A 23,152-nucleotide genomic window follows, 5' to 3' on the forward strand; every position below is an offset into this window, starting at 1 on the left:
CAGCGTCAGGTCATCGGCGAAGTGCCGGTCGCCGGTGGCGTCGGGCACGTACTTCACACAGACAACGATCCTCAAGCTCACGCCGGCTCTCCTACCTGGGTGTGGTTCGTATCGACGACAATATGGCACTCAGTACCCTCTGTAAAGGAACCCAGTGCCAGAGAAGGCTCTCCGGTGCTACGTTCCCCGCATGACTGACGCACGCAGACCAGCGAAGAGGGCCCCCATGCGGGAGGTGCTCGCCGAGGCGGCCTTCCAGCTCTTCCTGGAGCGGGGCTTCGAGCAGACCACGGTGGACGACATCGTGGCGCGGGCCGGGGTCGGGCGCCGGTCGTTCTTCCGGTACTTCCCCTCCAAGGAGGACGCGGTCTTCCCGGATCACGAGCGCTGCCTCGCCGACATGACCGCGTTTCTTGCGGCGGTCGGTGACGCGGAGCCGGTGGACGCGGTGTGCGACGCGGCCCGGCTCGTGCTGCGCATGTACTCCGCCAACCCCGAATTCTCCGTCCAGCGCTACCGGCTCACCCGGGAGGTGCCCGGGCTGCGCACCTACGAACTGTCCGTCGTACGCCGTTACGAGCAGACGCTGGCCGGCTATCTCCGTGACCGGTACGGCGAGTCGGGGGACGGTGCGCTGCGGGCCGAGGTGATCGCTGCATCCGTGGTCGCCGCGCACAACAACGGGTTGCGGACCTGGCTGCGTTCGGGTGGTGAGGGGGACGCGGAGGCCGCGGTGGATCACGCCCTCGGGCTGGTGCGCCAGGTGTGGGGGAGTGCGGTGGCGGGGGGTGCGTCCCAGGCCTCGGCCGTCGGTGACGTGGTCGTGGTGGTTGCCGCGAAGGGGGCCCCGATGTGGCGCGTCGTGCAGCAGATCGAGTCGGCCATCGGCCAGGGCTGACACCTGAGCCGATCTCATGGTGGCACTGAGTGTCTTTACCTTTCGGCACTCAGTGCCCTATGGTGCGGACGCGCCGACGCGCAGGTGCGGCGCATCCGAGCCGAGCGCAGGGGGTCGAAACGTGTCCCAGTCATCAAGTGGCACCGTGCAGACGGTGCATGAGGAATCCGGCCTGTACTACCACCGGTGCCGCTGGTGCGGCACGGCCTCCTTCCGGAGGCTGCTGTGTCCGGTGTGCGCATCAAGTGATCTGAAGCCCGAATGCAGCGCCGGTCTGGGCGTCGTGGTGAGGTCCGGCGTCGTGCATCGCTATACGGACGCGGCGCGCAACGAGTCCCTCGTCCGGCTCCCCGAGGGCTTTGTGTTCCGTTGCCGTGTCGTGGGTGCCGCACCGCACCAGGTGACGGTCGGTGCGCGGGTGCGCCCGGTTGCCGGTGATGATCCGGATGCGGGCGAGGTGGTTTTCGAGCTCTGCGATCCGCCCAGGCGCGACGACTGGTTCTGAACATCCGCACCGAAGGCATTGATTCAGGCTGGATGTCCTGAATCAACGCCTTTCGGTCGGCCGTTATCCGATCGTCAATAAAAATCGTCCGCTATGTGGGAACCCCTCTTGCCTTGCGGACTGTATGCGAAATACGGTCTGCGATATTCCTTGATCACCCCTGGCGGGAGGTAGGCCCTCGTGCGCCGAAAAGCGGTTGCCCTGGTGGCAGTTGCATTGGTGTCCCTCACCTCGGGCTGCGCATCGCTGCAGTCCTCGGCGACCGAGGTCGGCGGTGTGCGGAAAACCGATGAACGGTCCGTACGCGACGGCGGGACACTCACCGTTGCTCTCAACTCCGACCCGGACAAACTCGACCCCACGCTTGCCCAGACCCTCGTGGGCCGGACGGTCTTCGCGGGCATGTGCGAGAAGCTCTACGACATCGACGAGGACGGCGTCGTCGTGCCGCAGCTGGCCGCCGCGCTGCCCGTCACCTCGGCCGACGGCCGCACCGTCACCGTGCAGGTGCGTCACGACCTGAAGTTCAGCGACGGCACCCGGCTCGACGCCTCGGCCGTCGTCACCTCACTGCTGCGCCACCGCGATCTGCCCGGCTCCGCGCGCGGCACCGAGCTCGCCCCGGTCAAATCCATCGAGGCCACCGGCCCGTACACCGTACGGATGGAGCTCAAGCAGCCCTATGTTCCGCTCACCGGTGTGCTCGCCGACCGGGCCGGGATGGTGATGTCGCCGACCGCGCTCAAGAAGTACGGGAAGAACTTCACCAACCACCCGTCCTGCGTGGGGCCGTTCCGGTTCGTCGAGCGGGTCGGCGGCGACCGGATCGTGCTGAAGAAGGACCCCAACTACTACGACGCGGACAAGGTCCACCTCGACGGGGTCGTCTACAAGCCCATCCCCGACGGCAACGTCCGGCTCGCCAACCTGCGCTCCGGGGACCTCCAGGTCGGCGACCAGATGGGCCCCATCGACGTGCAGAGCGCGCTGACCGAGCCGGGGCTCCAGCTCTTCAACTCGCCTTCGCTCGGCTACCAGGGCATCGGCCTCAACGTCGGCAATGTGAAGGGGCTCGGTCAGAAGCCGGGGAAGCTCGACACCCCGATCGCCCGCGACGTACGGGTCCGCGAAGCCTTCGAGCTGGCCATCGACCGCGACACCCTCAACAAGGTCGTCTTCCAGGGCATGTACGAGCCGGCCTGCGGCCCGATATCCCCGCAGTCCGCCATCGCCCCCGGCGTCAAGCCGGAGGACTGCCCCAAGCGTGACGTGGCCAAGGCGAAGAAGCTGCTGAAGGAGGCCGGGGTGAAGACCCCGGTGAAGATCGAGCTGAAGACCTCCACCACCCCCGAGCAGGGGCGCGTCGGACAGGTCCTCCAGGCCATGGTCAAGGAGGCAGGCTTCGACCTCTCGCTGCGGCCGACCGAGTACGCCACGATGCTGTCGGAGACCGACGCGGGACATTACGACGTCTTCACCAGCGGCTGGTCCGGGCGGCTCGACCCCGACGGCAACGTCTCCAACTTCCTGAAGACCGCGGGCGCCATGAACGCCTACGGCCTCGGCGACCCGGAGATCGACCGGCTGATCGACGAGGGCCGCACCGTCGCCGACCCGGCCCGCCGCACCGAGATCTACAACGAGCTCACCCGGCGCGTCCAGGACGCCCACACCATGATCTACCTCTACCGGCAGAAGAACTATGTCGTCGCCACCAAGTCCGTCGCGGGCATCCGTGTCTACGGCGACGGACTGATCCGGGTCAAGACTGCGGGGTACACCCGATGACGAAGTACCTGCTGACGCGTCTGCGTCAGTCCCTCATCACGCTCTTCCTGGTCTCCATCGTGGTCTTCGCCGGTATCCGGGCCCTGCCCGGCGACCCGGCACTCGCCCTCGCCGGAGAGGAGCGCAGCCCCGAGGCGCTTGCCGCGATCCGTGAGGCGTACGGCCTCAATGACAACATCGTCGTGCAGTACGGACGGTTCATCGGCCATGCCCTCACCGGCGACCTCGGCACCTCCTCCCGTACCGGGCTCCCGGTCGCCGACGCCATCGGCCAGGCGCTGCCCGTGACGCTGGAACTGGCCGCGCTCTCCCTGCTGCTCGCCGTCGTACTCGGCATCGGCGCCGGAGTCGTCGCGGCCGTGCGGCGCGGCAAGCCCGAGGAGTGGCTCGCCAATGTCATCGCGCTGATCGGGCTCTCCATCCCGACGTTCTGGCTCGGCATCGTGCTGGTCCTCGGATTCGCCATCGCCATCCCGGTGTTCGCCGCCTCCGGTTACGTACCCTTCGGCACCGACCCGATCGACAATCTGCGCCGCATGGTGCTGCCCGCGATCGTCCTCGGCTCCGGACTCGCCGCCGTGGTGATGCGTCAGACCCGCGCCGCGATGCTCGACTCGCTCTCCGCCGACTACGTCCGTACCGCCCGCGCCAAGGGGCTGTCCAGGCGGGCCGTCGTCGGCGGGCACGCACTGCGCAACTCGCTCGTCACCGTCGTGACCGTGCTCGGTCTCCAGCTCGGCCATCTGATCTCCGGCGCCGTCGTCACCGAGCAGATCTTCGTCCTGCCCGGCTTCGGCAAGCTCACCATCGACGCCGTCTTCACCCGCGACTACGCGACGCTCCAGGCCGTGGTGCTCTGCACCTCCGCCGCCTACATCCTCATCAACCTGCTGGTCGACGTGGTCTATTCGGTCATCGACCCGCGCATCCGGCTCGGAGGTGCCCGGTGACCACAGCGACCCAGACGCTCCCCACCACACCGAAGGCACCCGCCAGGAAGCGGGCCGGCCACGGCAGGCTGCGCGCCCTGCGCAAGAACCGGCTCGCCCTCACCGGCGGCATCATCGCCGCCGTCTTCATCCTCACCGCTCTCCTCGCCCCGCTGATCGCCCCGTACGACCCCGCCCAGCCCGACTTCGGGAACGTACTGGCCGAACCCGGCTGGTCCCACTGGCTCGGCACCGACGACCTCGGCCGCGACCAGCTCTCCCGCATCGTGTACGGAGCACGGGCCTCCATGCAGGTCGGCCTGATCGCCGTCGTGCTGGCCTTCGTCATCGGCGTACCGCTGGGGCTGCTCGCCGGGTACTACGGCAGGTTCACCGACAGTGCCGTCTCCCGGCTCACCGACACCATGCTCGCGTTCCCGTTCCTGGTGCTCGCCGTCGGCCTGGCCGCGATCCTCGGCCCTTCGCTCACCAACGCCACCATCGCCATCGGCATCTCGCAGATTCCCGCCGTCATCCGCATCACCCGGGCCGAGACCCTGCGGCTCAAGCACGTCGACTACGTCGGCGCGGCCATCGCCAACGGCGGCGGCGACGGCACCGTGCTCTTCCGGCACATCCTGCCCAACGCCACCTCGGCACTCATCGTGCAGGCGACAGTCGGCATCCCCGCCGCGATCATCGGCGAGGCGCTGCTCAGCTTCCTCGGGCTCGGCGTCCAGCCGCCCGCCCCGTCGCTCGGTGTGATGCTCTCCGGCGCTCAGTCCTTCCTGGCGCCCGCCCCCTGGCTCGCCGTCTTCCCCGGCCTGGCGATCGTCGCGGCGACGCTGGCCTTCAACCTGCTCGGCAACGGACTGCGTGACGTCCTCGACCCCCGCGGAGGCACCCGATGACCCGAGCCGTACTCGAAACCGCGCCCGGGGCCGTACGCGAACCCGTGCTCAGCGTCCGCGATCTGTCGGTCTCCTTCCGCTCCGACACCCGGACCGTGCACGCCGTCGACGGTGTCTCCTACGACCTCTTCCCCGGCGAAGTCCTCGCCGTGGTGGGGGAGTCGGGGTGCGGCAAGTCCGTCACCTCGATGGCGGTGATGGGCCTGCTCCCGCCCACCGCGCAGATCGGCGGCTCCATCAGGCTCGGCGGCCGGGAACTGGCCGGCGCGTCCGAGAAGGAGCTGCAGAAGGTCCGCGGCAAGGACATCGCGATGATCTTCCAGGAGCCGATGACCTCGCTGAACCCGGTCCTCACCATCGGCCGGCAGATCGGCGAAGTGCTCCGCAGGCACCAGGGGCTGAACAAGAAGGAGGCCAGGGCGCGCGCCGTGGAACTCCTCGACCTGGTCGGCATCCCCGCCCCGCAGCGCCGCATCGACGAATACCCGCACCAGCTCTCCGGCGGTATGCGCCAGCGCGTGATGATCGCCATCGCCGTCGCCTGCGACCCCTCCGTACTCATCGCGGACGAGCCGACCACCGCACTCGACGTCACTGTGCAGGCCGGCATCCTGGAGGTTCTCCAGTCGCTGCGCGAACGCCTGGGTACGGCGATCGTCCTGGTCACCCACGACCTCGGCGTCGTGGCGGACGCCGCCGACCGGGTGCTGGTGATGTACGCCGGACGCCCGGTCGAACAGGCCCCGGTCCACGACCTGTTCGACTCCGCCCGGCACCCGTACACCCGGGGTCTGCTCGGCGCCGTGCTGCGGCCCGGCGGCGAGGGCAAGCGGCGGCTGCCGGAGATCCCCGGCCTGGTGCCGAGCCTCGACAGCCAGCCGGACGCCTGCACCTTCGCACCCCGGTGCAGCCGCGCCGACGACACCTGTACGGGCGGACGGCCCGGCTTCAGGCCCATCGACCCGAAGGCGGGCGCGGATGCCTCCCACCGGGCGGCCTGCTGGCACCCGTACGCCGCGGACGAGGCGTCCGACGCCGCCGGCCCGGCAACGACCGAGGCGCCTGCCGATGACACCGCGCGACCCGACCAGGAGGCCGGACAGTGACCGCACCGCAGACCGTCCCCGCACCGCGCGAGAGCGATGAAGGTGCCCCGCACCAGCAGCCACCGGTGCTCGAAATCACCGCCATGGAGCGGCACTTCGCCGCATCCGGCGGCGCCACCGTCCGCGCCGTCGACGGCGTCTCGATCACCATCGGACGCGGCGAGGTCGTCGGCCTCGTCGGCGAGTCCGGCAGTGGCAAGTCGACCGTCGGCCGCTGCGTCGTACGCCTCGACGAACCCACCGGCGGCACCGTTCACATCAACGGCACCGACGTCACCCACCTCTCCCGCCGCGCCCTGCGCCCCCTGCGCAAGGACTTCCACCTGGTCTTCCAGGACCCGTCGTCCTCGCTCGACCCCCGCATGACCATCGGCCAGATCATCGCCGAACCCATCAAGCTGCACCGCCAGGCCCGCGGCGAAGCCGTGCGCGCACGGGTCGAGCAGCTCCTCGCCCAGGTCGGGCTGCGCCCCGAGCATGCCGACCGGCACCCGCACGAGCTCTCCGGCGGACAGCGCCAGCGCATCTCCATCGCCCGGGCGCTCTCCTGCGACCCCGACCTCGTCGTCGCCGACGAACCGACGTCGGCGCTGGACGTCTCCGTGCAGGCATCCGTACTCAACCTGCTCGCCGACCTCCAGCGCGACCGAGGCTTCGGCTGCCTGTTCATCACCCACGACCTGGCCGCCGTCGAGTTCCTCGCCGACCGGATCGCCGTGATGTACCTCGGGCAGATCGTCGAACAGGCCCCGACCGCCGAACTGTTCGCCTCCCCGAAGCACCCCTACACCCAGGCCCTGCTCTCCGCCGCGCCGGTCCCCGACCCGGTCGAACAGCGCTCCCGCGAACGCATCGTGCTCCACGGCGAACTCCCCAGCCCGCTCGACCCCCCGGCCGGCTGCCGCTTCCACACCCGCTGCCCGCTCGCCACCGACCGGTGCCGCACCGAGGTCCCGGCCCTGCGCGAGCTGCCCGGCGGCCGGCAGGTCTCCTGTCACCTCGTCAAGGACGACGGCACCGCCCCGGACGCGGCCGCCTGACTCCCCGTACATTCGATCCGAACCGAACTCCAGAACCTCGCACGTCGCAGCAAGGAGCCGCATCCGTGTTCACCACCCGGCCGACCCTCCAGGGCACCTTCGGCATGGTGTCCTCCACCCACTGGCTCGCCTCGCAGTCCGCGATGGCCGTCCTGGAGGACGGCGGCAACGCCTACGATGCGGCCGTCGCGGCCGGATTCGTCCTGCATGTCGTCGAACCGCACCTCAACGGCCCGGCCGGTGAAGTACCGATGATCCTGGCGCCGAAGGACGGCGAGATAAAGGTGCTGTGCGGCCAGGGCCCGGCCCCCGCCGGTGCCACCGTCGCCCACTACCGCTCCCTCGGACTCGACCTGGTCCCCGGCACCGGACCGCTCGCCGCGGCCGTGCCGGGCGCCTTCGACGCCTGGATGCTGCTGCTGCGCGACCACGGCACCAAGACCGTCGCCGAGGTGCTGCGGTACGCGATCGGGTACGCCGAGGACGGGCACGCACCCGTCGAGCGGATCGGCCAGACCGTCGAGACCGTCCGCGAACTCTTCGAGACCGAGTGGCAGTCCTCCGCCGACGTCTACCTGCCCGGCGGCAGGTCGCCGAAGCCGGGCGAGCTCTTCTGCAACCCCGCACTCGCAGCCACCTGGCGCCGGCTGATCGCCGAGGCGCAGGAGACCGGCGGCGAGGACCGCACCGCCCAGATCGACGCCGCACGGAAGATCTGGAGCGAGGGCTTCATCGCCGAGGCCCTGGTCCGCCAGGCCGCCCGCCCCACCATGGACACCAGCGGCTCCCGCCACACCGGCACCCTCACCGCCGCCGACCTGGCCGGCTGGTCCGCGTCCTACGAGGCGCCCGCCACGTACGACTGGAACGGCTGGACGCTCGCCAAGGCGGCCGGCTGGAGCCAGGGCCCCGCCTTCCTCCAGCAGCTCGCCCTGCTCCCGGCCGAGCTGCCGCAGTACGGCTCCGCCGACTACGTCCACCTGCTCATCGAGGGCTGCAAGCTCGCCATGGCCGACCGCGAGGCCTGGTACGGCGACGCCGCCGACGTACCTCTGGACACCCTGCTCTCGGAGCCGTACAACGCCGAGCGCCGCGCCCTCATCACCGACGAGGCCTCGCGCGAGCTGCGCCCCGGCAGCCCGGACGGCCGCACCCCCGTCCTCAGCGAGCACGCCCACGCCGTCGCCTCCGGCGAGGCCGGCTTCGACGCCATGGGCATCCCGGCGGCGGGCGTCGGCGAGCCGACCGTGGCGAAGAACGGCGCCGGCGTCGGCGAGCCGGCCGTCGACAAGGACGGCACGACCCGCGGCGACACCTGCCATGTCGACGTGGTCGACCGCTGGGGCAACATGGTCTCCGCCACGCCCAGCGGCGGCTGGCTGCAGTCCAACCCGGTCGTGCCGGAGCTCGGCTTCCCGCTCGGCACCCGGCTCCAGATGGCCTGGCTCGACGAGGGCCTGCCGAACTCCCTCACGCCCGGCCGCCGCCCCCGCACCACCCTCACCCCGTCCCTCGCCCTGCGCGACGGCGTCCCGGTCATGGCGTTCGGTACGCCGGGCGGTGACCAGCAGGACCAGTGGCAGGTCCACTTCTTCCTGGCGGTCGCCCTGCGCGCCGAGGTCCGTGGCGGCCTCGACCTCCAGGGCGCCATCGACGCCCCGAACTGGCACAACGACAGCTTCCCCGGCTCCTTCTTCCCGCGCGGGATGCGCCCCGGCAGCGTCACCGTCGAGGAGGGCATGGACCCGGAGGTCGTCGAGGAGCTGCGCCGTCGCGGCCACGACGTCACCGTCGGCGACCCGTGGTCCGAGGGCCGGATGTGCGCCGTGGCCCGCGACCCGGAGACCGGAGTGCTGTCCGCGGCCGCGAACCCGCGCGGCATGCAGGGGTACGCCGTCGGACGCTGACCGGCCACCTCCCCGTCATGAACCGGTCGTCGGCTCCCCGGGGGACCGTGCTTAGCTGGGGTCATGATCGATGAATTCCTTGCCGGGGACCTGACCGAGGTCGAGGCGGCGGTCCGCGCAGCGGCCGCCGCCGAGATCATGCCGCGCTACCGGCAGCTCGCCGCGCACGAGATCGTCGAGAAGAGCGGCCCGCACGACCTCGTCACCACCGCCGACCGCCTCGCCGAGGAACACCTCACCGCGTCCCTGACCACGCTCCTGCCCGGCTCGGTGGTCGTCGGCGAGGAGGCGGTCCACGCCGAACCGAAGGTGTACGACGCGCTGGGCGGCGACGCACCGGTGTGGATCGTCGACCCGGTCGACGGCACCCGCCAGTTCGTCCGCGGCGAACCGGGCTTCTGCACCCTGGTCGCCCTCGCCCACCGCGGCGAACTCCTCGCCTCCTGGACGTACGCCGCGGCCCTGGACGAGATGGCGATCGCCGTCCGCGGCCGCGGTGCCATGCTCAACGGCAAGCCGGTACACGCCGGCTCGCCCGCGCCCGGCGCCGTTCTGCGGGTGGCGATGTCGCACCCCGACTACACGACCGACGCCCAGAAGCGCGCCCTCCTCGGCCTGCGCACCGAGGGCATCGAGGCCCGCCCCTGCGGTTCCGCGGGCCTCGAATACCTCGCCGTCGCCCGCGGCGACCAGGACGCGGTCGCCTTCAACTGGGAGTACGCCTGGGACCACGCGGCAGGTCTGCTCCTGGTCACCGAGGCGGGCGGCGCCCAGGCCACGCTCTCCGGCGCCCCGTTCCGCATCACCGGCGGCAACGCCCTGCCGTTCACGGCGGCCCGCGACGAGGCGACCGCCGAACGCATCCTTCAGGCGCTGCGCGGCGAAGCCTGATCGGGCGAGCGGTTCGCGGGTCAGGGCCGCCGGGCGGCGGCGGGCCTGTGGGCCGTACGCTCTCCGTCATGGGAATGACCGCCGACGAACGCCTGGGCGCGGACATCAAGCGCGCAGAGCAGGCCCTCATGACGGCCAAGAGCGCCGCGCTGAAGGGCACGGGGCTCACCGTCGCCCAGTACGCGGCGCTGTACGCCCTTGCCGACAACCCCGGTATCTCGGGCGCCGCGTTGGCGCGAGCCTGCCTGGTCACCCCACAGGCGATGGCGGCGGTGCTGAAGCACCTCGAAGAACGCGGTCTGGTGGCCCGGTCGGCACACCAATGGCATCAGAAGATGCTGGAGACCCGGCTCACCGAAGCCGGCCGGGAAACGCTCCGGCTCGCCGACGAGCAGGCGGTACGGATCGAGCGCCGCCTCGCCGACGAGTTCACCCCGCAGGAACGGGACGCCCTGCAGGCCCTGCTCGCGCGCTGCGTCACGGCCATTCAGCGGGACTGACGGGCCGGGGCGCGGTCACGCCGCGCCGTTGCCGTGCCTGACCAGGCAGAAGGGATGCCCCGCCGGGTCCGCGTAGATCCGCCATGAGCGCTCCGTCCCGGCTCCGTCGTCGAGGACCGTCGCTCCCGCCGCCACGGCCTGTGTCTGCGCCGCGTCCAGGTCCGGGACGCCGAAGTCCAGATGGAACTGCTGGGGGTGAGCCGGATCAGGCCAGAGCGGCGGCCGGTGATCCGCCACCCGCTGGAAGGCGAGGACCGGCCCGGCTTCCGTGTGGAGCGTCGCCCAGCCGTCGCCGAGCGCCCATCGCCCATCCGGCCGGTCGACCTCACCGCCGAGCAGGCAGTGGTAGAACCCGGCGAGGCGTGCGGGATCGGCACAGTCGAGTACCACGCACTGCAGTTCGGCGATCACGAGCGGCTCCCGGTTTCTCCGGCGCCCGTCGTAAGCACCGATCGGACGTCCCGCACCAACTCCGCAGCCCTCTTCACCGCCGCCGCGTCCAGCCCCCGCAGCGCCTCGCCGACCCGTTCGGCGAAGTCCGCGGGGGTGTCCGGCAGCGCGGCCGCAGCGGCCAGCGCACCCTTCTCGTTCAGACACCAGGTGCGGTGGTGGGCGTGGAGCGACTGGGTGAGGATGCCGAACGCTCGCGACAGGCACAGGGCAACATGGAGCGGATCCCCGGCAGGGGCCGACTTGCGGGCGGCCGCCACCGAGAATTCCGCCTCCCACGCGGCTTCGACGAGCGCGGTGCGCAGCGGCTCCGGATAGGTCCGGGTCTCCTGCTGAAGCGCTGTCAATTCGCCCTGGGGATCGGCGAGTACGTGCCCGAGTGCGACCTCCCCCGGATAGGCGGGGGACCAGAAACCGAGCGGATGCCCCGGCTGCACGCCCACTTCGAAGCGGCCTTCGAGGCAGTCGGACCAGACCGCTTCCACCCGGTCCAGATCGCGCAGGATCCAGTCCACCGGGGCGCCGTCCACCCGCAGCCACGCCCCGCCGTCGACCCAGGGCCCCCAGCCGCCGGGACCCGCGACCTCCGCCGGGGAGCCCTGTACCTCGGACGCCAACGCGGTCAGTGCGGCCAGGTCGGGAGTGCCGCGGTAGTACACGCCCAGATCCCAGTCGGAGTCCGGGCGATGCGTGCCGCGGGCACGGCTGCCGCCCAGGGCGACGGCGCGGATGCCGGGCAGCGCGGCGAGCCGGGAGGCCATGTCCGTGATACGGACGGGCGTGACAGAGCAGGGATGAGGCACGGGCGCGGCGTGAGAGTTCGATGTGTTCATCGAGCGGCGACCCTACCCGCGACCGAGTTGTCGGCGCCTCGGAATATCCTGGGTGTCCTGGCCGCCGGCTGACGAAGGAGTCCGAAGGTGCCGTCGATGCTTGATGCTGTCGTCGTGGGGGCGGGCCCCAACGGACTGACCGCCGCAGCCGAACTGGCCCGCCGCGGCTTCGCCGTGGAGGTCTTCGAGGCGGCCGAGACCGTCGGGGGCGGTGCCCGTACCGAAGAGCTCACCCTCCCCGGCTTCCGCCACGACCCCTGTTCCGCCGTCCATCCGCTGGGCATCGGCTCGCCCGCGTTCGCCGCGATGCCGCTGGCCCGGCACGGCCTGGAGTGGCTCCAGCCCGAGCTGGCGCTCGCCCACCCGTTCCCGGACGGGTCGGCCGCCGTGCTCACCGGGTCGGTGGGGGAGAGCGCCATGTCGCTGGGCGCCCAGGACGCGGGGGCCTACCGCAGGCTCGTCGCCCCGTTCCTCGGACACTGGGACACCCTCGCCGAGGACTTTCTGCGCACCCCGTGGGACGGGCTGCCCCGTGACCCGTACCGCTGGGTGCGATTCGGTCTCGACGCGCTCCAGCCCGCGACGCTGCTCTCCCGCCGCTTCCACGGTGCGAAGGCACGTGGTCTGTTCGCCGGGCTCGGCGCCCATGCCATAGCGCCCGTCAGCGGCTTGGCCACCGGCGGGGTCGCCCTGCTCTTCGCCCTCGCCGCGCACGAGAAGGGCTGGCCGGTGCCGCGCGGCGGATCGCAGGCCATCTCCGACGCCCTTGCCTCGTATCTGCGTGAACAGGGCGGCACGATCCGTACCGGCACGGAGGTCAAGCGCCTCGACGAGCTCCCGCCCGCCCGCGCCTACATCTTCGACACCTCGCCGACCGCTCTCGCCCGCATCGCGGGGCTGGGCCACGCCTACAGCGGATATCGGTACGGGGCATCCTGCTTCAAGATCGATTACGCGCTGTCGGGCCCCGTCCCCTGGACCGCGAAGGAGGCCCGCCGCGCCGGAACGGTCCACGTCGGCCCCACGGCCGGCGAGATCGACGCCGCGCTGCGCGCCGCGGTGGCGGGCCGCGACCCGAGCGTGCCGTTCCTGATCACCGCGCAGCCCAGCCTGGTCGATCCGTCCCGAGCGCCCGAGGGCCGGCATGTCTTCTGGGTGTACGGACATGTCCCGGCGGGCTGGGAGGGCGACGCCACCGACGTCATCGAGCGGCAGCTTGAGCGCTTCGCTCCCGGCTTTCGAGACCTGGTGCTCGCCCGAGCGGTCGCGGGGCCGCCCCAACTCGCGGCGCGCAACGCCAATTACATCGGCGGCGACATCGCGTGCGGCGCGTTCTCCGGCCTCCAGACGGTGATACGGCCCAAGCTCGCACGGGTGCCGTATGCGACGGCGCATCCGGCGGTGTTCATGTGCTCCTCGGCCACTCCGCCCGGGCCGGGTGTGCACGGCATGTCCGGGCACCACGCGGCGAAGGCCGTCTGGCGGCGGCTGCGGGCGGCCTGAGCACATCAAGGCGGTCCGGGGCGCCGGGGAACGATTTCGATCCGGGCCGCCTCCGGAGCGCCAAGGGCCGTCCGGCCAACGGGGACACGGCATCATGGCCGCATGCGCACACCCGAGGCCGTCACCGTCACCCTGGTACTCGGTGACATCACCCAGCAGTCCGCCGATGTCATCGTCAACGCGGCGAACTCCTCCCTGCTCGGCGGCGGTGGAGTCGACGGAGCGATCCACCGGCGCGGCGGCCCGGAGATCCTCGCCGCGTGCCGGGAGCTGCGCGCCTCGCAGTACGGAAAGGGCCTGCGCACCGGCCAGGCCGTTGCCACGACTGCCGGAAAGCTCGACGCCCGATGGGTGGTTCACACCGTGGGCCCGGTCTGGAGCGTTGATCCATCCTGAGTCCCCAGGCCGTGGGCCCATGACTAGCCAAAACGGTGATCATGGGCCCTGTTGCCGTTCTATGGAAATGCCCTCAGGGGCGGGGTTCCGGGGAGAGCCCCGCGGCCTGGCCATGCGCACCGACAAGCTCGCCATCGCCGCTCTGATGCAAGGTGTCGATCGCCATGCAACGTTCAGGCATCACGGTGCGGTACTCGAACAGCACGAAGGAACGGAGGCTCCCCACTTGGCGCTGCTACGAAGGAATTAGGCAATCTTGTGGATGCTGTCTGATATCAGTAGGGCAGGCGCACCGCGTTTGCGCGGTGGATGCAGGGAGGGGAACAGCATGTCGCTGGGGTGGAAGATCACGACGGTGGCCGTCGCAGTGGCGATCATCTTGTCGACACCTTTGATCTGGCTGCTCGATGGCCCCGATGAGGGCCAGTTGGTTGGAGCTTCAGTGCAGGCCGCCACTGGCGTTGCTGGATTGGTGTGGGCGTTGTACCAGGGAGCAACTGGAGGTACGGGGCCCCAGGATGCTTCTGTCCATACAGGCTCGGCCGAGGGTACTGACGGCGGCAGCGCCCACACTGGTGTGCGGCGCCCGGGTGGGGTAGGAAGCGGCACAGCCTCGGCGGAACGGACTGGAAACGCGAAGGCACACGGTTCCGGCAGTACCGCAGGCAAGGGCATCGACTACAGCTGAAGTCGCTTGCAGGGAAGAGGGGAGCAGTCGTCGATGAAGTGGCCCCGCAGGCATCGCCTGGGCAAGTCCCGGGCCAGGGCCAGTGGTACGGACGACGGCTCGAGATCGGTGAACGTCACCGAGACCGGTGACGCGAGGGCTCAGAGCGGTGGAACGGCAACCACTGGCTTCCATGGGCTGATGCCGAAGGCCGTCGGTCTGCTGGCTACCGAGTTCGCAGAGATCCGGCACACCGGTGACGCCTCGGCTGCTGCTGGAAGCATCTCCAACACCGGGCACTTGGCGATCGGCACGCTGAACATCACGGGCTCGGGATCTCGTGGGCCGGTGACCTGGCCCGTGCGGGTTGGGGCGCCACCCGAATCTGCCTCTGCCTTTCAGCCCCGAACTGACGTGCGCGAGCGGATCGACTGCGCCCTGCAGAGCCACAGCACCGTGGTGCTGTCCGGGGGCGGTGGAGCGGGTAAGTCGCAGATGGGGGCTGCTTATGCTCGTGAGGCGCTGACCGAGGGCATCGACTTCGTGCTCTGGGCAGGTTCCGCGGACCCTGAGCAGGTCACGGCCGCGTATGCCAAGGCCGCGCACCGCATCCAGGTTCCCGGCGCCCAAGGTCAAGACGTCGAGTCCGATGCGCGAGCTCTCCTGGACTGGCTTGCCACCACAACTCGGTCCTGGTTCCTGGCACTTGACGATATCGGCGACCCTCATGCCGTGGCTCCGTGGTGGCCACCATCCTCATCTACGGGTACTGGACGGGCACTCGCCACGACGCGGCGCCGGGACGCTGTGCTGTCAGGCGGCAATCGATCTGTCGTCCATGTCGATACCTTCACCCAGGCTGAGGCGCTGGCCTATCTTCAGGACCGCCTTGCCGCTGAAGGTGCCGCTCCCTTGATAGATGACTATGTGGTCCCGGTTATGGAGGCGCTGGGGCGACTTCCTCTGGCGCTATCCCATGCTGCCGCCTATGTCATCAACGAGGCTATGTCTGTCCTGCACGGAATACCTGCGCCGACTGACCGACGAGGAATCTCGGCTGGACCTGTTGCTGCCACGTCAGGCGGACACCGAGGGATACGGCCGCCCAGTAGCCGCTGCCTTGTTGCTTTCACTCAACGCTGCCAACTCATCCAACCCCGTCGGTCTTGCCATCCCGGCAATCTGCCTGGCTGCCCTCCTCGACCCTGCTGGCCATCCCAGATCGCTATGGGGTACTACGGCCTTCGCTACGTACTTGACCGAACACCACGCAGAGTCTGCCGAACCCCGCCCGACGGTGACTGTGGATGACGTGCAGGCGGTGCTGAGACAACTCCATAGGTACGGACTGCTCACCGACGAGTCCTACGGTGACCCTCGCCTCGTGCGGATGCACGCACTGACCGCCCGAGCCGCGCGGGAGACCATTCCGGACCTAGAGCTGGCGGGGGTCGTGAAAGCTGCTGCATACGCAGTGCTTGAGGTCTGGCCGGAGGAAGATCACAACGACCCCGATCTGAGTGCTTCCCTGCGGGCCAACGTTGAAGCCATGTCTGCCTGTGTCGGCGGCCAGCGTTGGTCAACCATCGTCCACCCACTGCTTTTCAGGTACGGCGACAGCCTTCTCCAAGCTGGCCTGTATCCGGCAGCTCTCAGCTACTGGCGTCGACTTTCCGTCAACTATCAGCGGCTCTTGGGGAGGTGTGACCCCACAACCCTCGCGGTCCGCGACAAGGAAGCAACCTCCCATTGGCGCACAGGGGACATAAGTGAAGCGATCTCCATTCAGGAGAATGTCGCCAAGCAGTACAAGCGATCTACGGGAGCGAAGGATCGGAACAGCCTGAATGCGCTCGTAAACCTTGCTATCTACTACCGAAACGCTGGACGTGGCGGCGACGCAATAACTCTGTTGAACCGCGTAATTGGGTGGGACAAGAGTCTGGGGTCTGGTAATCCCGACATGCTCACGCTTGCCAACAATCTAGGGGCCGCTTACGGCAATGAAGGGTTCTTCGGCGAAGCCATCAATCTGCTGGAGGCAGTTGTTGCCCAGTCTGCGGAGGTCCTGGGTGGAAAGCACCCGGCTACGCTTCTTGCTCGCAGTAATCTCGGGGTCAACTACTGGCGTGCCTCGCGTATTGAGGATGCGATCCAGCTCTTGGAGCCGACCGTCGCTGATTTTGTGGCAGTTCTTGGGGCTGACCACCCGGAAGCTCTTATTGCCTGCAGCAACCTGGGAATGGCCTACCATTTCGTAGGAAACTTGGATCAATCCATCAGATGTGAAGAGAGGATCGCTGACAGTCGGGAGCGGATGCTTGGCGCCCACCACCCAGATACCCTTCAAGCCCAGGAACTTCTCGCCAGGTCGTATGGAGCCGCAGGCCGAATTGACGACGCGATCAGGCTGCAGAAGCACGTCGTTGGCGCACACGCTGGGTCACAGACGGCCGATCCGTCAAACCACCTACGTAGCAGCGGGAACCTGGCAGTCATCTATCGCCAGGTGGGCCGCACCAGTGAGGCAATAGAAATTCAAGAGATGATCGTCGCTGGCGCCGAAGAAACCTTCGGGCGAGGCCAGGCGCTGTCACTTGCTGCCCGCGGGAACCTCGCTACCTCCTACTGGCAGGCTGGCAGGGTAGACGAAGCGATCGAATTGGAAGAGCAAGTGGCGCATGAATGTGAGCAGTTCCTGGGTGCTGGTGATCCTCAAACGATAAATGCCTACGGGAACTTGGCTGTCTCCTATATGCAGGAAGATCGTGTCGTTGAAGCTGAAGAAACCGTCCGGCGCTTCACGAGGGTCGTTACGGGTTCCTCCACGAGCTGGACAAGGACCATGACCGCGTGCCCGCCGCGGGCCTCCGTCTCCTGGACCAGGTTCTGGGGCGGACCCGTCCGCCCCAGCCGGTACGGTCATCAACACCCCCAGCGTGCTCACCCCACACGACTAGGTTCACTGTCATGGAAGCCGAAACGGCTGGGTTCGCTGTCAAACGACTCGATTGGATGGCAAGGGACACCCAAGATCTGTGCCAGAACCGAGAAGGGACAGCAGATGTTCACCGCTTTGGGAGGCAGTTCCGAGGGCCGCGGCGTTCGAATTGTTCTCGGGATGCGGCAGCGCCGGTTGCCGGTGCTCAGTGGCGGTACGCGGATGTCGCGATCTCGACGAAGGATCGGATCAGCGGGTTGGTGTCACCTTCGTTCCACACCGCGACCACTCGGCTCGGCGCCATGTCGATCAGCGGTACCACGGCCAGCTCTGCGGGAAGGTCGTGTCCGAGCGGGGCCAGGCCGACCGTGCCGTTCCACAGCACGGCCTGCAGGCATTCCTGGACGGCGCGCACCACTGGGCCCTCGCGCGGCCTGCCGCCGTTCCAGTACGACTGCCAGATGGGGTCGGTGCCCTGCGGGAACTGGAACCAGCGGCGGTCGCTCAGCTCGGCCAGCCGCAGCCGGTCGCGGCGGGCCAGCGGATCGTCGGCGCGCAGGACCACGCCGACCGGATCGGTTCGCAGCGCACGCACCGTCAGGGCAGTCTCGTCGAACGGCGCCCGGGTCAGGGCGATGTCGACCAGCCCGGCGCGCAGCCCGCACGTCGGGTCGGTCAGGTCGGTGTCGCGGATGCGGATGTCGATGCCGGGGTGGCTTCGGCGGTAGGCGGCGGCCAGCCTGGACACTCCCGGGTCGGTGCCATCGCCCAGGATGCCGACAGTGATGGTCGCGACGCCGGCCGCCGCGCTCACGCGTACACGGACGCGGTCGGCGTGGTCGAGTAGGGCCCGCGCCTCGTCGAGCAGCACCGTGCCCACCGAAGTGAGCGTGACGCCGGTGGGCGAGCGGGCGAAGAGCAGGGCCCCGACATCGGCCTCCAACTGCTTGATCGCCCGGCTCAGCGGCGGCTGACTCATGTGCAGTCGGGTGGCGGCCCGGCCGAAGTGGAGTTCCTCGGCGACCGCCACGAAGTAGCGCAAGGTCCGTAGCTCCACGCTGCAACGATACCCACGGGGTATCGGCGCTGCGGGATGGGTCTTGGACACTGGCGGGGTCCCGGCGGTGCACTTGTGAGTATGACCGAAGAAGCGAAGACCAGCGAGCCGCAGGCCGACCCCGCCGTATCGGTGGTGGGTCCCGGCGACGGCGAGACGATCGTTCTGGGCACCACGCGCATGCGCGTTCTGGAGGACGGCAGCCACACTGGGCACCGCCTCGCGATCGCCGAGTCCGTCCTCGCCCCGCACACCCAGGGACCGCCGCAGCACCGCCACGCCCAACACGACGAGGGCTTCTACATCCTCTCCGGCACCGTGCGGTTCACCGTCGGGGACGAGGACTGCGACGCCACCACGGGCACGCTCGTGATGGTTCCGCCCGGTACCCCTCACACCTTCGCCAACCCGACCGACCAGCCCGCCGTCATGCTCAGCACATTCACCCCCGACCTGTACGTGCAGTACTTCCGAGACCTCCAGGAGGTGCTCGCCGGCGGCCGGCCGCTGACGCGACAGGCCAACATCGACGCGATGAGCCGCTACGCGACCGAGCCCGCCACCGACCTCGCCTGAAGTCGACGGATGGAACGGCCCGGCCGCGCTCCTTTCGACCGCGGGGCCGTGCCACTCCCGTCTTTCGGCGGGTCCGACCCCTCGGACGACGGACCAGGCCTTCTCCAGGGCTCTTCTGGCCATCGACGCAATCGAGGGCCCCGTGAACCGGTGGCCCATGAACGGGAACCATGAACATCGCCTATTGGATCGTCGCGGGACTGCTCGCCCTCTTCTACTTCTACGCAGGCACGCTGAAGGTGATCCGCAGCCGCGATCAACTCCGACCGATGATGGCCTGGGTCGACCGCATACCCTTGCCCGCCCTCAGGGCGCTGGGGACGGTCGAAATACTCGGCGCGACCGGCCTGGTCCTGCCACCGCTGACCGGCATCGCGCCCTCGCTGGCGCCGGCCGCAGCCATCGGCTTCGTCCTCCTGCAGACCGGTGCGACCGCCGTCCACCTGACCGGCGAAGACCGTCGGATCGCACTCAACGTCGGGCTCACCGCCACCGCGGCCATGACCATCTGGCTGGCCACCAGGCTGTGATCGAGTACAGTCCTCGACCGGAGGATGCGAATCCGGGGCCGGCCGCCCCACGGCCGCTGTCATTTCTCATGAAGCCCGACTCGCGGCGCCGCAGCGCGATGGCGAGCATGTCGCCGTCGACGGCGGGTGGCCGACCTCACCCGCCGCCTGAACCTCCACCCGGCAGACCTGCTCGCCGGTGCGGACGAACTCTTCGAGCTTCCCCGTCAGCGGGAAGTCCCGCCCCGCCGACGGCCCGGCGCCGCCCGCGACGCGCTGACCCTGATCACCGCACTCGCGCACGCCGAAAGCCCCCTGACGGCCGACGGCATCGCGCTCGCCCTGTCCTGGTCCGGCCCCCGCCTCGACATCGCACTCGACCACGCGCACACCCACCCCGACACCGGCGGCGCTCTCGTCCTGCGGCACGTTCCGCCCGACGGGTACACGGCCACCGCGCGCCTCGATGTCCTGCGCCCCGATCAGGCGGAAGCCATCGCCGGGAGGAAGAACCCCCGTCCGGACATCCGCGGCCCCATCCAGCCCGTGGAGGCCGAGGTCCTCCTCCGCGTCTGGGTCGACGGCGGCATTGACACCGCAGACGCCGCCCAGCGGCAGGCCCTCGACGATCTCACCACCGCCGAGATGGTCACCCGCGGCGACATCGTCGACCGCTCCACGACAACGTCGCGTACAGCCTGCGGATGCTCCCCGAGTCACCAGCGACCGACACGGACTCCGCGCTGCCGCGTCCCTAGTGACATCCCTCGTGACCAACCCAGTGACACCAGGTGTCCAAGCCCACTGACATCTCGATGTCCAACGGCAGACAGGTACTGGACAGTGGCTCCTGCCGCAGTTACCGTCGACCCCTTAAAGATCAAAGACGGATCAGCTGCGTGCCGTCGTCCAGCCGCACGGCGACGTCGGCCCGCCGGTCCTGGTCCGGCGTCCACTGCTCCAGCCGCACCGCGGTGACACCGGGATGTGTCCGCGCCCACCGCGCCAGAGCGTGCTTGGTCGTGATGGGCCACACGGGAGGCTGCCATCCGCTGTCGCTCGGCGGGCTGGACGTAGAGAGTCAGGCAGACTTCGGCGATGAGCAGGGCGACGTCCTCGATCTCCGCGGCGGAGAACTCGATGTTCTGGTGGATGCTCTCATTGCCGACAACCCTGCCTTCGTCCAGCACTTCAATGATGTCGGTAGGCACTCCCTTGGCCGCAAGCTCCTTGATCTTGTCCACGAGCTTGTACTTGGTGGCGCGCTGGTCCTTGCAGATCTCCTCGACCACAGCCCGGTAGCCGACTCCCGCCAGGCGGAAGGCTCGGGCGTTCTCTGCCCGGGACGCTTCGGCGTACAGCTCACGGACCAGCGCCGGGACGTCGTTCCCAAGGACACGCGGCGTCAGCTCCGGCCAGAACTGGCGTCGCCACACGGGCTCGGCGCCCTCCGCGAGCACTCCGCCCTCGGGCAGGTCGTAGCCGAGGGCCTCCACGATGCCCCGCCCGCACAGGTCGCAGTTCCAGACCTCCTCCATCGCCGTCAGCCCCGGAGCGGCGACCAGATTGCCGGTTGGCGCAGGGTGAATTACCCGCTGGCTGCGCCGGGTCATACCGACGCCGACGTTGCACTCGGGGTGCGGGCAGATACCAGTGCGGCGACCGAGGTCGCTTCTGGCCAGGATGTCCCACTGGTGTCAGTATCCGAAGTCGGCTGCACAGATGACCGGAGTCGGGTGCACTGAGCGCGGCCTCCGCTCGCGAGCCGCCGGCCCTGGCGGCTGCTCAGTCGGGTGGGACGGCTGGGTCGATGATCCGATACCCCACGCCGGGTGTGGTGGCGATGACCAGGGGGTCGCCGAGTTTGCGTCGCAGGCGGCTGATGGTCACCGTGACGGTGTTGGTGAACGGGTCGGCGTGTTCGTCCCAGACCTGTTCGAGGAGGTCCTCCGTGCTGAGGAAGGCGGGGCTCGCGTTCAGGAGGGCTTCGAGTACCGCGAATTCCTTGACAGAGAGGTCGAGTTGGTGGCCGTCGCGGTCGGCGGTGCGGCGCATCGGGTCGAGTTCGATGCCCGCCGCACTCAGGGTGCGGGACCGGGCGGCGGGGCGGCGGCGGGCCAGGGCGCGGATGCGCAGGACAAGTTCGGGAAAGTGGAAGGGCTTGGCGAGGTAGTCGTCGGCGCCCAGGGTCAGGCCGCTGACGCGGTCGCCGGGTGAAATGGCGGCGGTCAGCATCAGGACCATCACGCGGCCGTCCCGCTCGGTGATCATCTGGCAGAGGGTGTCGCCGTGGATGCCTGGCAGGTCGCGGTCGAGCACGACGACGTCGTACGCGTTGACGTCCAGCTTGGCCGCGGCGTCGAGCCCGTCGTGGGCCACGTCCACGGCCATGCCCTGGTCGCGCAGTCCCTCGGCGATGACTTCGGCGAGGGGGTGGGCGTCCTCGACCACCAGGACTCTCAACGCGCCACGCTCGTCTCTGTGTCGGGGGCTTCTGCCGTCGCCCTGCCGTCCGTACGGGGGAGGGTGATGGTGACGCGCAGGCCGCCGTCGGGGCGGGCGCGCAGGTCCAGGGTGCCGTGGTGGGCCTGGGTGATGGCCGCGACGATGGAGAGGCCGAGGCCGCTGCCCTGGCTGGTGCCGGTCCGGTCGACGCCAAGGCGGCGGAAGGGCTGCGCGAGGTCCGCCACCCGCCGCTGGTCGAGGACCGGTCCGCTGGACTCGATGACGAGGGACACTGCGCCTGCGTCGTTTCCTTCGGCCCGTACCGCGACACTGATCCAGCCCCCGGGGTCGTTGTGCGCGATCGCGTTGTCGACCACGTTGTCGGCCAAGCGGCGCAGCAGCGTCTGGCTGCCCCACACCCACGCGGAGCCGTCGATCCGGTTTTCACGCACGGTCAGGCCCTTGGCCGCGATGTCCTTTGCCCGTCCGGTGAGGGCGGTCAGCGCGAGTTGGCCGAGGGCGAGGCGCGCCGAGTCGGTGAATTCGCCGTGCTGGGTGCGAGCCAGGACGAGGAAACTCTCCAGCAGCCGGTCCACCTGGTCGAGTTCGGCGCGTATCCGGGCGGCCAGCGTGGCCGTGGTCTCGGGTACCGGGCCCGGCTTGGCGAGGGCCACATCCAGGGAGGCCCGCATCGTGGTGAGTGGGGTGCGCAGCTCGTGGGAGGCGTTGGCGACGAAGAGGCGCTGGGCGTCGAAGGAGCCCTCCAGGCGGCCGAGGAGGTCGTCGATGGTGTCGGCGAGGTCCTTCACCTCGTCGCCGGGGCCGCCGATGGCCAGGCGTTCGTGCAGGCTGTCGGCGGTGATCCGGCGGGTGGCCGCTGTCATCACGCGCAGCGGGCGCAGCACCCGGCCGGCGACGAACCAGCCGAGGCCGACCGAGATCACCGCCATGACGCCGAGGGCGCTGGCGGATCCGATCACGATCTGCCGGGACTGGGTGTTGTGCGCCTGGGCCAGTTGTTGCTCCAGCTCGTCGATGCGGCCCTGGGCCTGTGCCGCCGTGGCGGGCTGATCGGTGCCGCCATCGGGGGCGGTCTGGCTGGAGCGCGATCCGCCGGATGCCACCACGGCCGCGATGGCCAGCAGCGCCGTTCCCGACAGCAGGAACAGAGTCACGTACAAGGCGGTGAAGCGGGTGCGGGCAGTGCCACGGCGCAGGCCGAGCCGGGCGGCCAGGCCCGCGAGCCGTCGGGGCGGACCCCATTTCATCCGCATGCTCCCCTCTCGCCACCGCACCAGGA

The 23,152-nt window shown here is 69.6% G+C and carries 21 protein-coding genes and 3 pseudogenes; 15 read left to right on the top strand and 9 right to left on the bottom strand.

Going from position 1 to position 23,152, the window contains the following annotated elements:
• Window positions 1–81 (bottom strand): annotated as a pseudogene (locus tag ACGFU7_RS39420) (electron transfer flavoprotein subunit beta); the annotation flags it as partial.
• Between the two features lie 145 nt (window positions 82–226).
• Here ACGFU7_RS39420 and ACGFU7_RS39425 point away from each other — a divergent pair.
• The 10 genes from ACGFU7_RS39425 (at window position 227) to ACGFU7_RS39470 (ending at window position 10,475) form a co-directional block, all read left to right on the top strand.
• The gene (locus ACGFU7_RS39425) at window positions 227–898 is read left to right on the top strand and encodes a TetR family transcriptional regulator (protein WP_393702757.1); all 672 of its coding nucleotides are present in this window, start codon (window positions 227–229) and stop codon (window positions 896–898) included.
• Between the two features lie 154 nt (window positions 899–1,052).
• Entirely contained in the window at window positions 1,053–1,403 is a 351-nt protein-coding gene (locus tag ACGFU7_RS39430; RefSeq protein ID WP_393702692.1) for a Zn-ribbon domain-containing OB-fold protein, read from the top strand.
• Window positions 1,404–1,607: 204 nt separating this feature from the next.
• Window positions 1,608–3,191: an ABC transporter substrate-binding protein gene (locus tag ACGFU7_RS39435; RefSeq protein WP_393702694.1), complete on the top strand. Its 1,584-nt coding sequence runs from the start codon at window positions 1,608–1,610 to the stop codon at window positions 3,189–3,191.
• Window positions 3,188–4,141 (top strand): ABC transporter permease, encoded by a 954-nt coding sequence (locus ACGFU7_RS39440; protein ID WP_383977944.1) that lies wholly within the window; start codon window positions 3,188–3,190, stop codon window positions 4,139–4,141. The genes ACGFU7_RS39435 and ACGFU7_RS39440 overlap by 4 nt, the downstream gene beginning before the upstream one ends.
• Window positions 4,138–5,031, top strand: coding sequence for an ABC transporter permease (locus tag ACGFU7_RS39445; protein ID WP_393702696.1), 894 nt, complete (start codon window positions 4,138–4,140; stop codon window positions 5,029–5,031). The genes ACGFU7_RS39440 and ACGFU7_RS39445 overlap by 4 nt, the downstream gene beginning before the upstream one ends.
• Complete coding sequence (locus tag ACGFU7_RS39450) at window positions 5,028–6,137, top strand: ABC transporter ATP-binding protein (RefSeq protein WP_393702697.1); 1,110 nt, start codon at window positions 5,028–5,030, stop codon at window positions 6,135–6,137. Before ACGFU7_RS39445 ends, ACGFU7_RS39450 begins: the two co-directional genes overlap by 4 nt.
• A gap of 83 nt (window positions 6,138–6,220) precedes the next feature.
• Window positions 6,221–7,177 carry an ABC transporter ATP-binding protein gene (locus ACGFU7_RS39455; protein ID WP_393702759.1) on the top strand — a complete coding sequence of 319 codons (957 nt, stop codon included), beginning with the start codon at window positions 6,221–6,223 and terminating at the stop codon, window positions 7,175–7,177.
• Between the two features lie 65 nt (window positions 7,178–7,242).
• Window positions 7,243–9,084 carry a gamma-glutamyltransferase family protein gene (locus ACGFU7_RS39460; RefSeq protein WP_393702699.1) on the top strand — a complete coding sequence of 614 codons (1,842 nt, stop codon included), beginning with the start codon at window positions 7,243–7,245 and terminating at the stop codon, window positions 9,082–9,084.
• 63 nt (window positions 9,085–9,147) lie between these two features.
• Window positions 9,148–9,975 (top strand): inositol monophosphatase family protein, encoded by an 828-nt coding sequence (locus ACGFU7_RS39465; RefSeq protein ID WP_393702701.1) that lies wholly within the window; start codon window positions 9,148–9,150, stop codon window positions 9,973–9,975.
• A 68-nt stretch (window positions 9,976–10,043) separates the two neighbouring features.
• The gene (locus tag ACGFU7_RS39470; protein ID WP_393702703.1) at window positions 10,044–10,475 is read left to right on the top strand and encodes a MarR family winged helix-turn-helix transcriptional regulator; all 432 of its coding nucleotides are present in this window, start codon (window positions 10,044–10,046) and stop codon (window positions 10,473–10,475) included.
• A 15-nt stretch (window positions 10,476–10,490) separates the two neighbouring features.
• Here ACGFU7_RS39470 and ACGFU7_RS39475 read toward each other — a convergent pair whose 3' ends face one another.
• Both ACGFU7_RS39475 and ACGFU7_RS39480 read right to left on the bottom strand, forming a co-directional pair.
• Window positions 10,491–10,886 carry a VOC family protein gene (locus ACGFU7_RS39475; RefSeq protein ID WP_393702705.1) on the bottom strand — a complete coding sequence of 132 codons (396 nt, stop codon included), beginning with the start codon at window positions 10,884–10,886 and terminating at the stop codon, window positions 10,491–10,493.
• On the bottom strand, window positions 10,883–11,686 hold the full coding sequence (locus ACGFU7_RS39480) for a nucleotidyltransferase domain-containing protein (protein ID WP_393702707.1): 804 nt from the start codon (window positions 11,684–11,686) through the stop codon (window positions 10,883–10,885). Before ACGFU7_RS39480 ends, ACGFU7_RS39475 begins: the two co-directional genes overlap by 4 nt.
• Window positions 11,687–11,845: 159 nt before the next feature.
• Between ACGFU7_RS39480 and ACGFU7_RS39485 the strand changes: the two genes are divergently transcribed.
• On the top strand, window positions 11,846–13,261 hold the full coding sequence (locus tag ACGFU7_RS39485) for a phytoene desaturase family protein (protein ID WP_393702709.1): 1,416 nt from the start codon (window positions 11,846–11,848) through the stop codon (window positions 13,259–13,261).
• Window positions 13,262–13,363: 102 nt separating this feature from the next.
• A pseudogene (locus ACGFU7_RS39490) lies at window positions 13,364–13,642 on the top strand (macro domain-containing protein); the annotation flags it as partial.
• An 88-nt stretch (window positions 13,643–13,730) separates the two neighbouring features.
• Here the strand turns inward: ACGFU7_RS39490 and ACGFU7_RS39495 are convergent.
• Complete coding sequence (locus ACGFU7_RS39495) at window positions 13,731–13,862, bottom strand: hypothetical protein (protein WP_393702711.1); 132 nt, start codon at window positions 13,860–13,862, stop codon at window positions 13,731–13,733.
• A 2,011-nt stretch (window positions 13,863–15,873) separates the two neighbouring features.
• Here ACGFU7_RS39495 and ACGFU7_RS39500 point away from each other — a divergent pair.
• Window positions 15,874–17,028 (top strand): annotated as a pseudogene (locus ACGFU7_RS39500) (tetratricopeptide repeat protein); the annotation flags it as partial.
• Window positions 17,029–17,470: 442 nt separating this feature from the next.
• Here ACGFU7_RS39500 and ACGFU7_RS39505 read toward each other — a convergent pair.
• Window positions 17,471–18,322: a LysR family transcriptional regulator gene (locus tag ACGFU7_RS39505; protein WP_393702713.1), complete on the bottom strand. Its 852-nt coding sequence runs from the start codon at window positions 18,320–18,322 to the stop codon at window positions 17,471–17,473.
• Window positions 18,323–18,403: 81 nt separating this feature from the next.
• Between ACGFU7_RS39505 and ACGFU7_RS39510 the strand changes: the two genes are divergently transcribed.
• On the top strand, window positions 18,404–18,898 hold the full coding sequence (locus tag ACGFU7_RS39510; RefSeq protein WP_327270881.1) for a cupin domain-containing protein: 495 nt from the start codon (window positions 18,404–18,406) through the stop codon (window positions 18,896–18,898).
• 170 nt (window positions 18,899–19,068) lie between these two features.
• Complete coding sequence (locus ACGFU7_RS39515) at window positions 19,069–19,428, top strand: DoxX family protein (RefSeq protein WP_393702715.1); 360 nt, start codon at window positions 19,069–19,071, stop codon at window positions 19,426–19,428.
• A 66-nt stretch (window positions 19,429–19,494) separates the two neighbouring features.
• Here the strand turns inward: ACGFU7_RS39515 and ACGFU7_RS39520 are convergent, their stop codons facing one another.
• The 4 genes from ACGFU7_RS39520 to ACGFU7_RS39535 all read right to left on the bottom strand — a co-directional run bounded on the left by ACGFU7_RS39520 (window position 19,495) and on the right by ACGFU7_RS39535 (window position 23,120).
• A complete protein-coding gene (locus ACGFU7_RS39520; RefSeq protein WP_393702717.1) occupies window positions 19,495–20,127 on the bottom strand; it encodes a hypothetical protein in 633 nt (210 codons plus the stop codon).
• Window positions 20,124–20,945, bottom strand: a complete 822-nt coding sequence (locus tag ACGFU7_RS39525; protein WP_393702719.1) for a DUF4145 domain-containing protein — start codon at window positions 20,943–20,945, stop codon at window positions 20,124–20,126. The genes ACGFU7_RS39520 and ACGFU7_RS39525 overlap by 4 nt, the downstream gene beginning before the upstream one ends.
• A gap of 247 nt (window positions 20,946–21,192) precedes the next feature.
• Window positions 21,193–21,870, bottom strand: a complete 678-nt coding sequence (locus tag ACGFU7_RS39530) for a response regulator transcription factor (RefSeq protein ID WP_393702721.1) — start codon at window positions 21,868–21,870, stop codon at window positions 21,193–21,195.
• Window positions 21,867–23,120: a sensor histidine kinase gene (locus ACGFU7_RS39535; protein WP_393702723.1), complete on the bottom strand. Its 1,254-nt coding sequence runs from the start codon at window positions 23,118–23,120 to the stop codon at window positions 21,867–21,869. Before ACGFU7_RS39535 ends, ACGFU7_RS39530 begins: the two co-directional genes overlap by 4 nt.
• Window positions 23,121–23,152: the final 32 nt, after the last annotated feature.

Origin of the sequence: Streptomyces sp. NPDC048473 (genome assembly GCF_043200155.1) — a bacterium.
GTDB lineage: Bacteria > Actinomycetota > Actinomycetes > Streptomycetales > Streptomycetaceae > Streptomyces.

What these genes read in the sequence shown, in the direction of transcription:
- ACGFU7_RS39425 (WP_393702757.1), top strand. Translation starts at nt 227, where the DNA reads ATGCGGGAGGTGCTCGCCGAGGCGGCCTTCCAGCTCTTCCTGGAGCGG.
- ACGFU7_RS39440 (WP_383977944.1), top strand. Translation starts at nt 3,188, where the DNA reads ATGACGAAGTACCTGCTGACGCGTCTGCGTCAGTCCCTCATCACGCTC.
- ACGFU7_RS39450 (WP_393702697.1), top strand. Translation starts at nt 5,028, where the DNA reads ATGACCCGAGCCGTACTCGAAACCGCGCCCGGGGCCGTACGCGAACCC.
- ACGFU7_RS39455 (WP_393702759.1), top strand. Translation starts at nt 6,221, where the DNA reads ATGGAGCGGCACTTCGCCGCATCCGGCGGCGCCACCGTCCGCGCCGTC.
- ACGFU7_RS39465 (WP_393702701.1), top strand. Translation starts at nt 9,148, where the DNA reads ATGATCGATGAATTCCTTGCCGGGGACCTGACCGAGGTCGAGGCGGCG.
- ACGFU7_RS39470 (WP_393702703.1), top strand. Translation starts at nt 10,044, where the DNA reads ATGGGAATGACCGCCGACGAACGCCTGGGCGCGGACATCAAGCGCGCA.
- ACGFU7_RS39480 (WP_393702707.1), bottom strand. Translation starts at nt 11,686, where the DNA reads ATGGCCTCCCGGCTCGCCGCGCTGCCCGGCATCCGCGCCGTCGCCCTG.
- ACGFU7_RS39510 (WP_327270881.1), top strand. Translation starts at nt 18,404, where the DNA reads ATGACCGAAGAAGCGAAGACCAGCGAGCCGCAGGCCGACCCCGCCGTA.
- ACGFU7_RS39515 (WP_393702715.1), top strand. Translation starts at nt 19,069, where the DNA reads ATGAACATCGCCTATTGGATCGTCGCGGGACTGCTCGCCCTCTTCTAC.
- ACGFU7_RS39525 (WP_393702719.1), bottom strand. Translation starts at nt 20,945, where the DNA reads ATGGAGGAGGTCTGGAACTGCGACCTGTGCGGGCGGGGCATCGTGGAG.
- ACGFU7_RS39535 (WP_393702723.1), bottom strand. Translation starts at nt 23,120, where the DNA reads ATGAAATGGGGTCCGCCCCGACGGCTCGCGGGCCTGGCCGCCCGGCTC.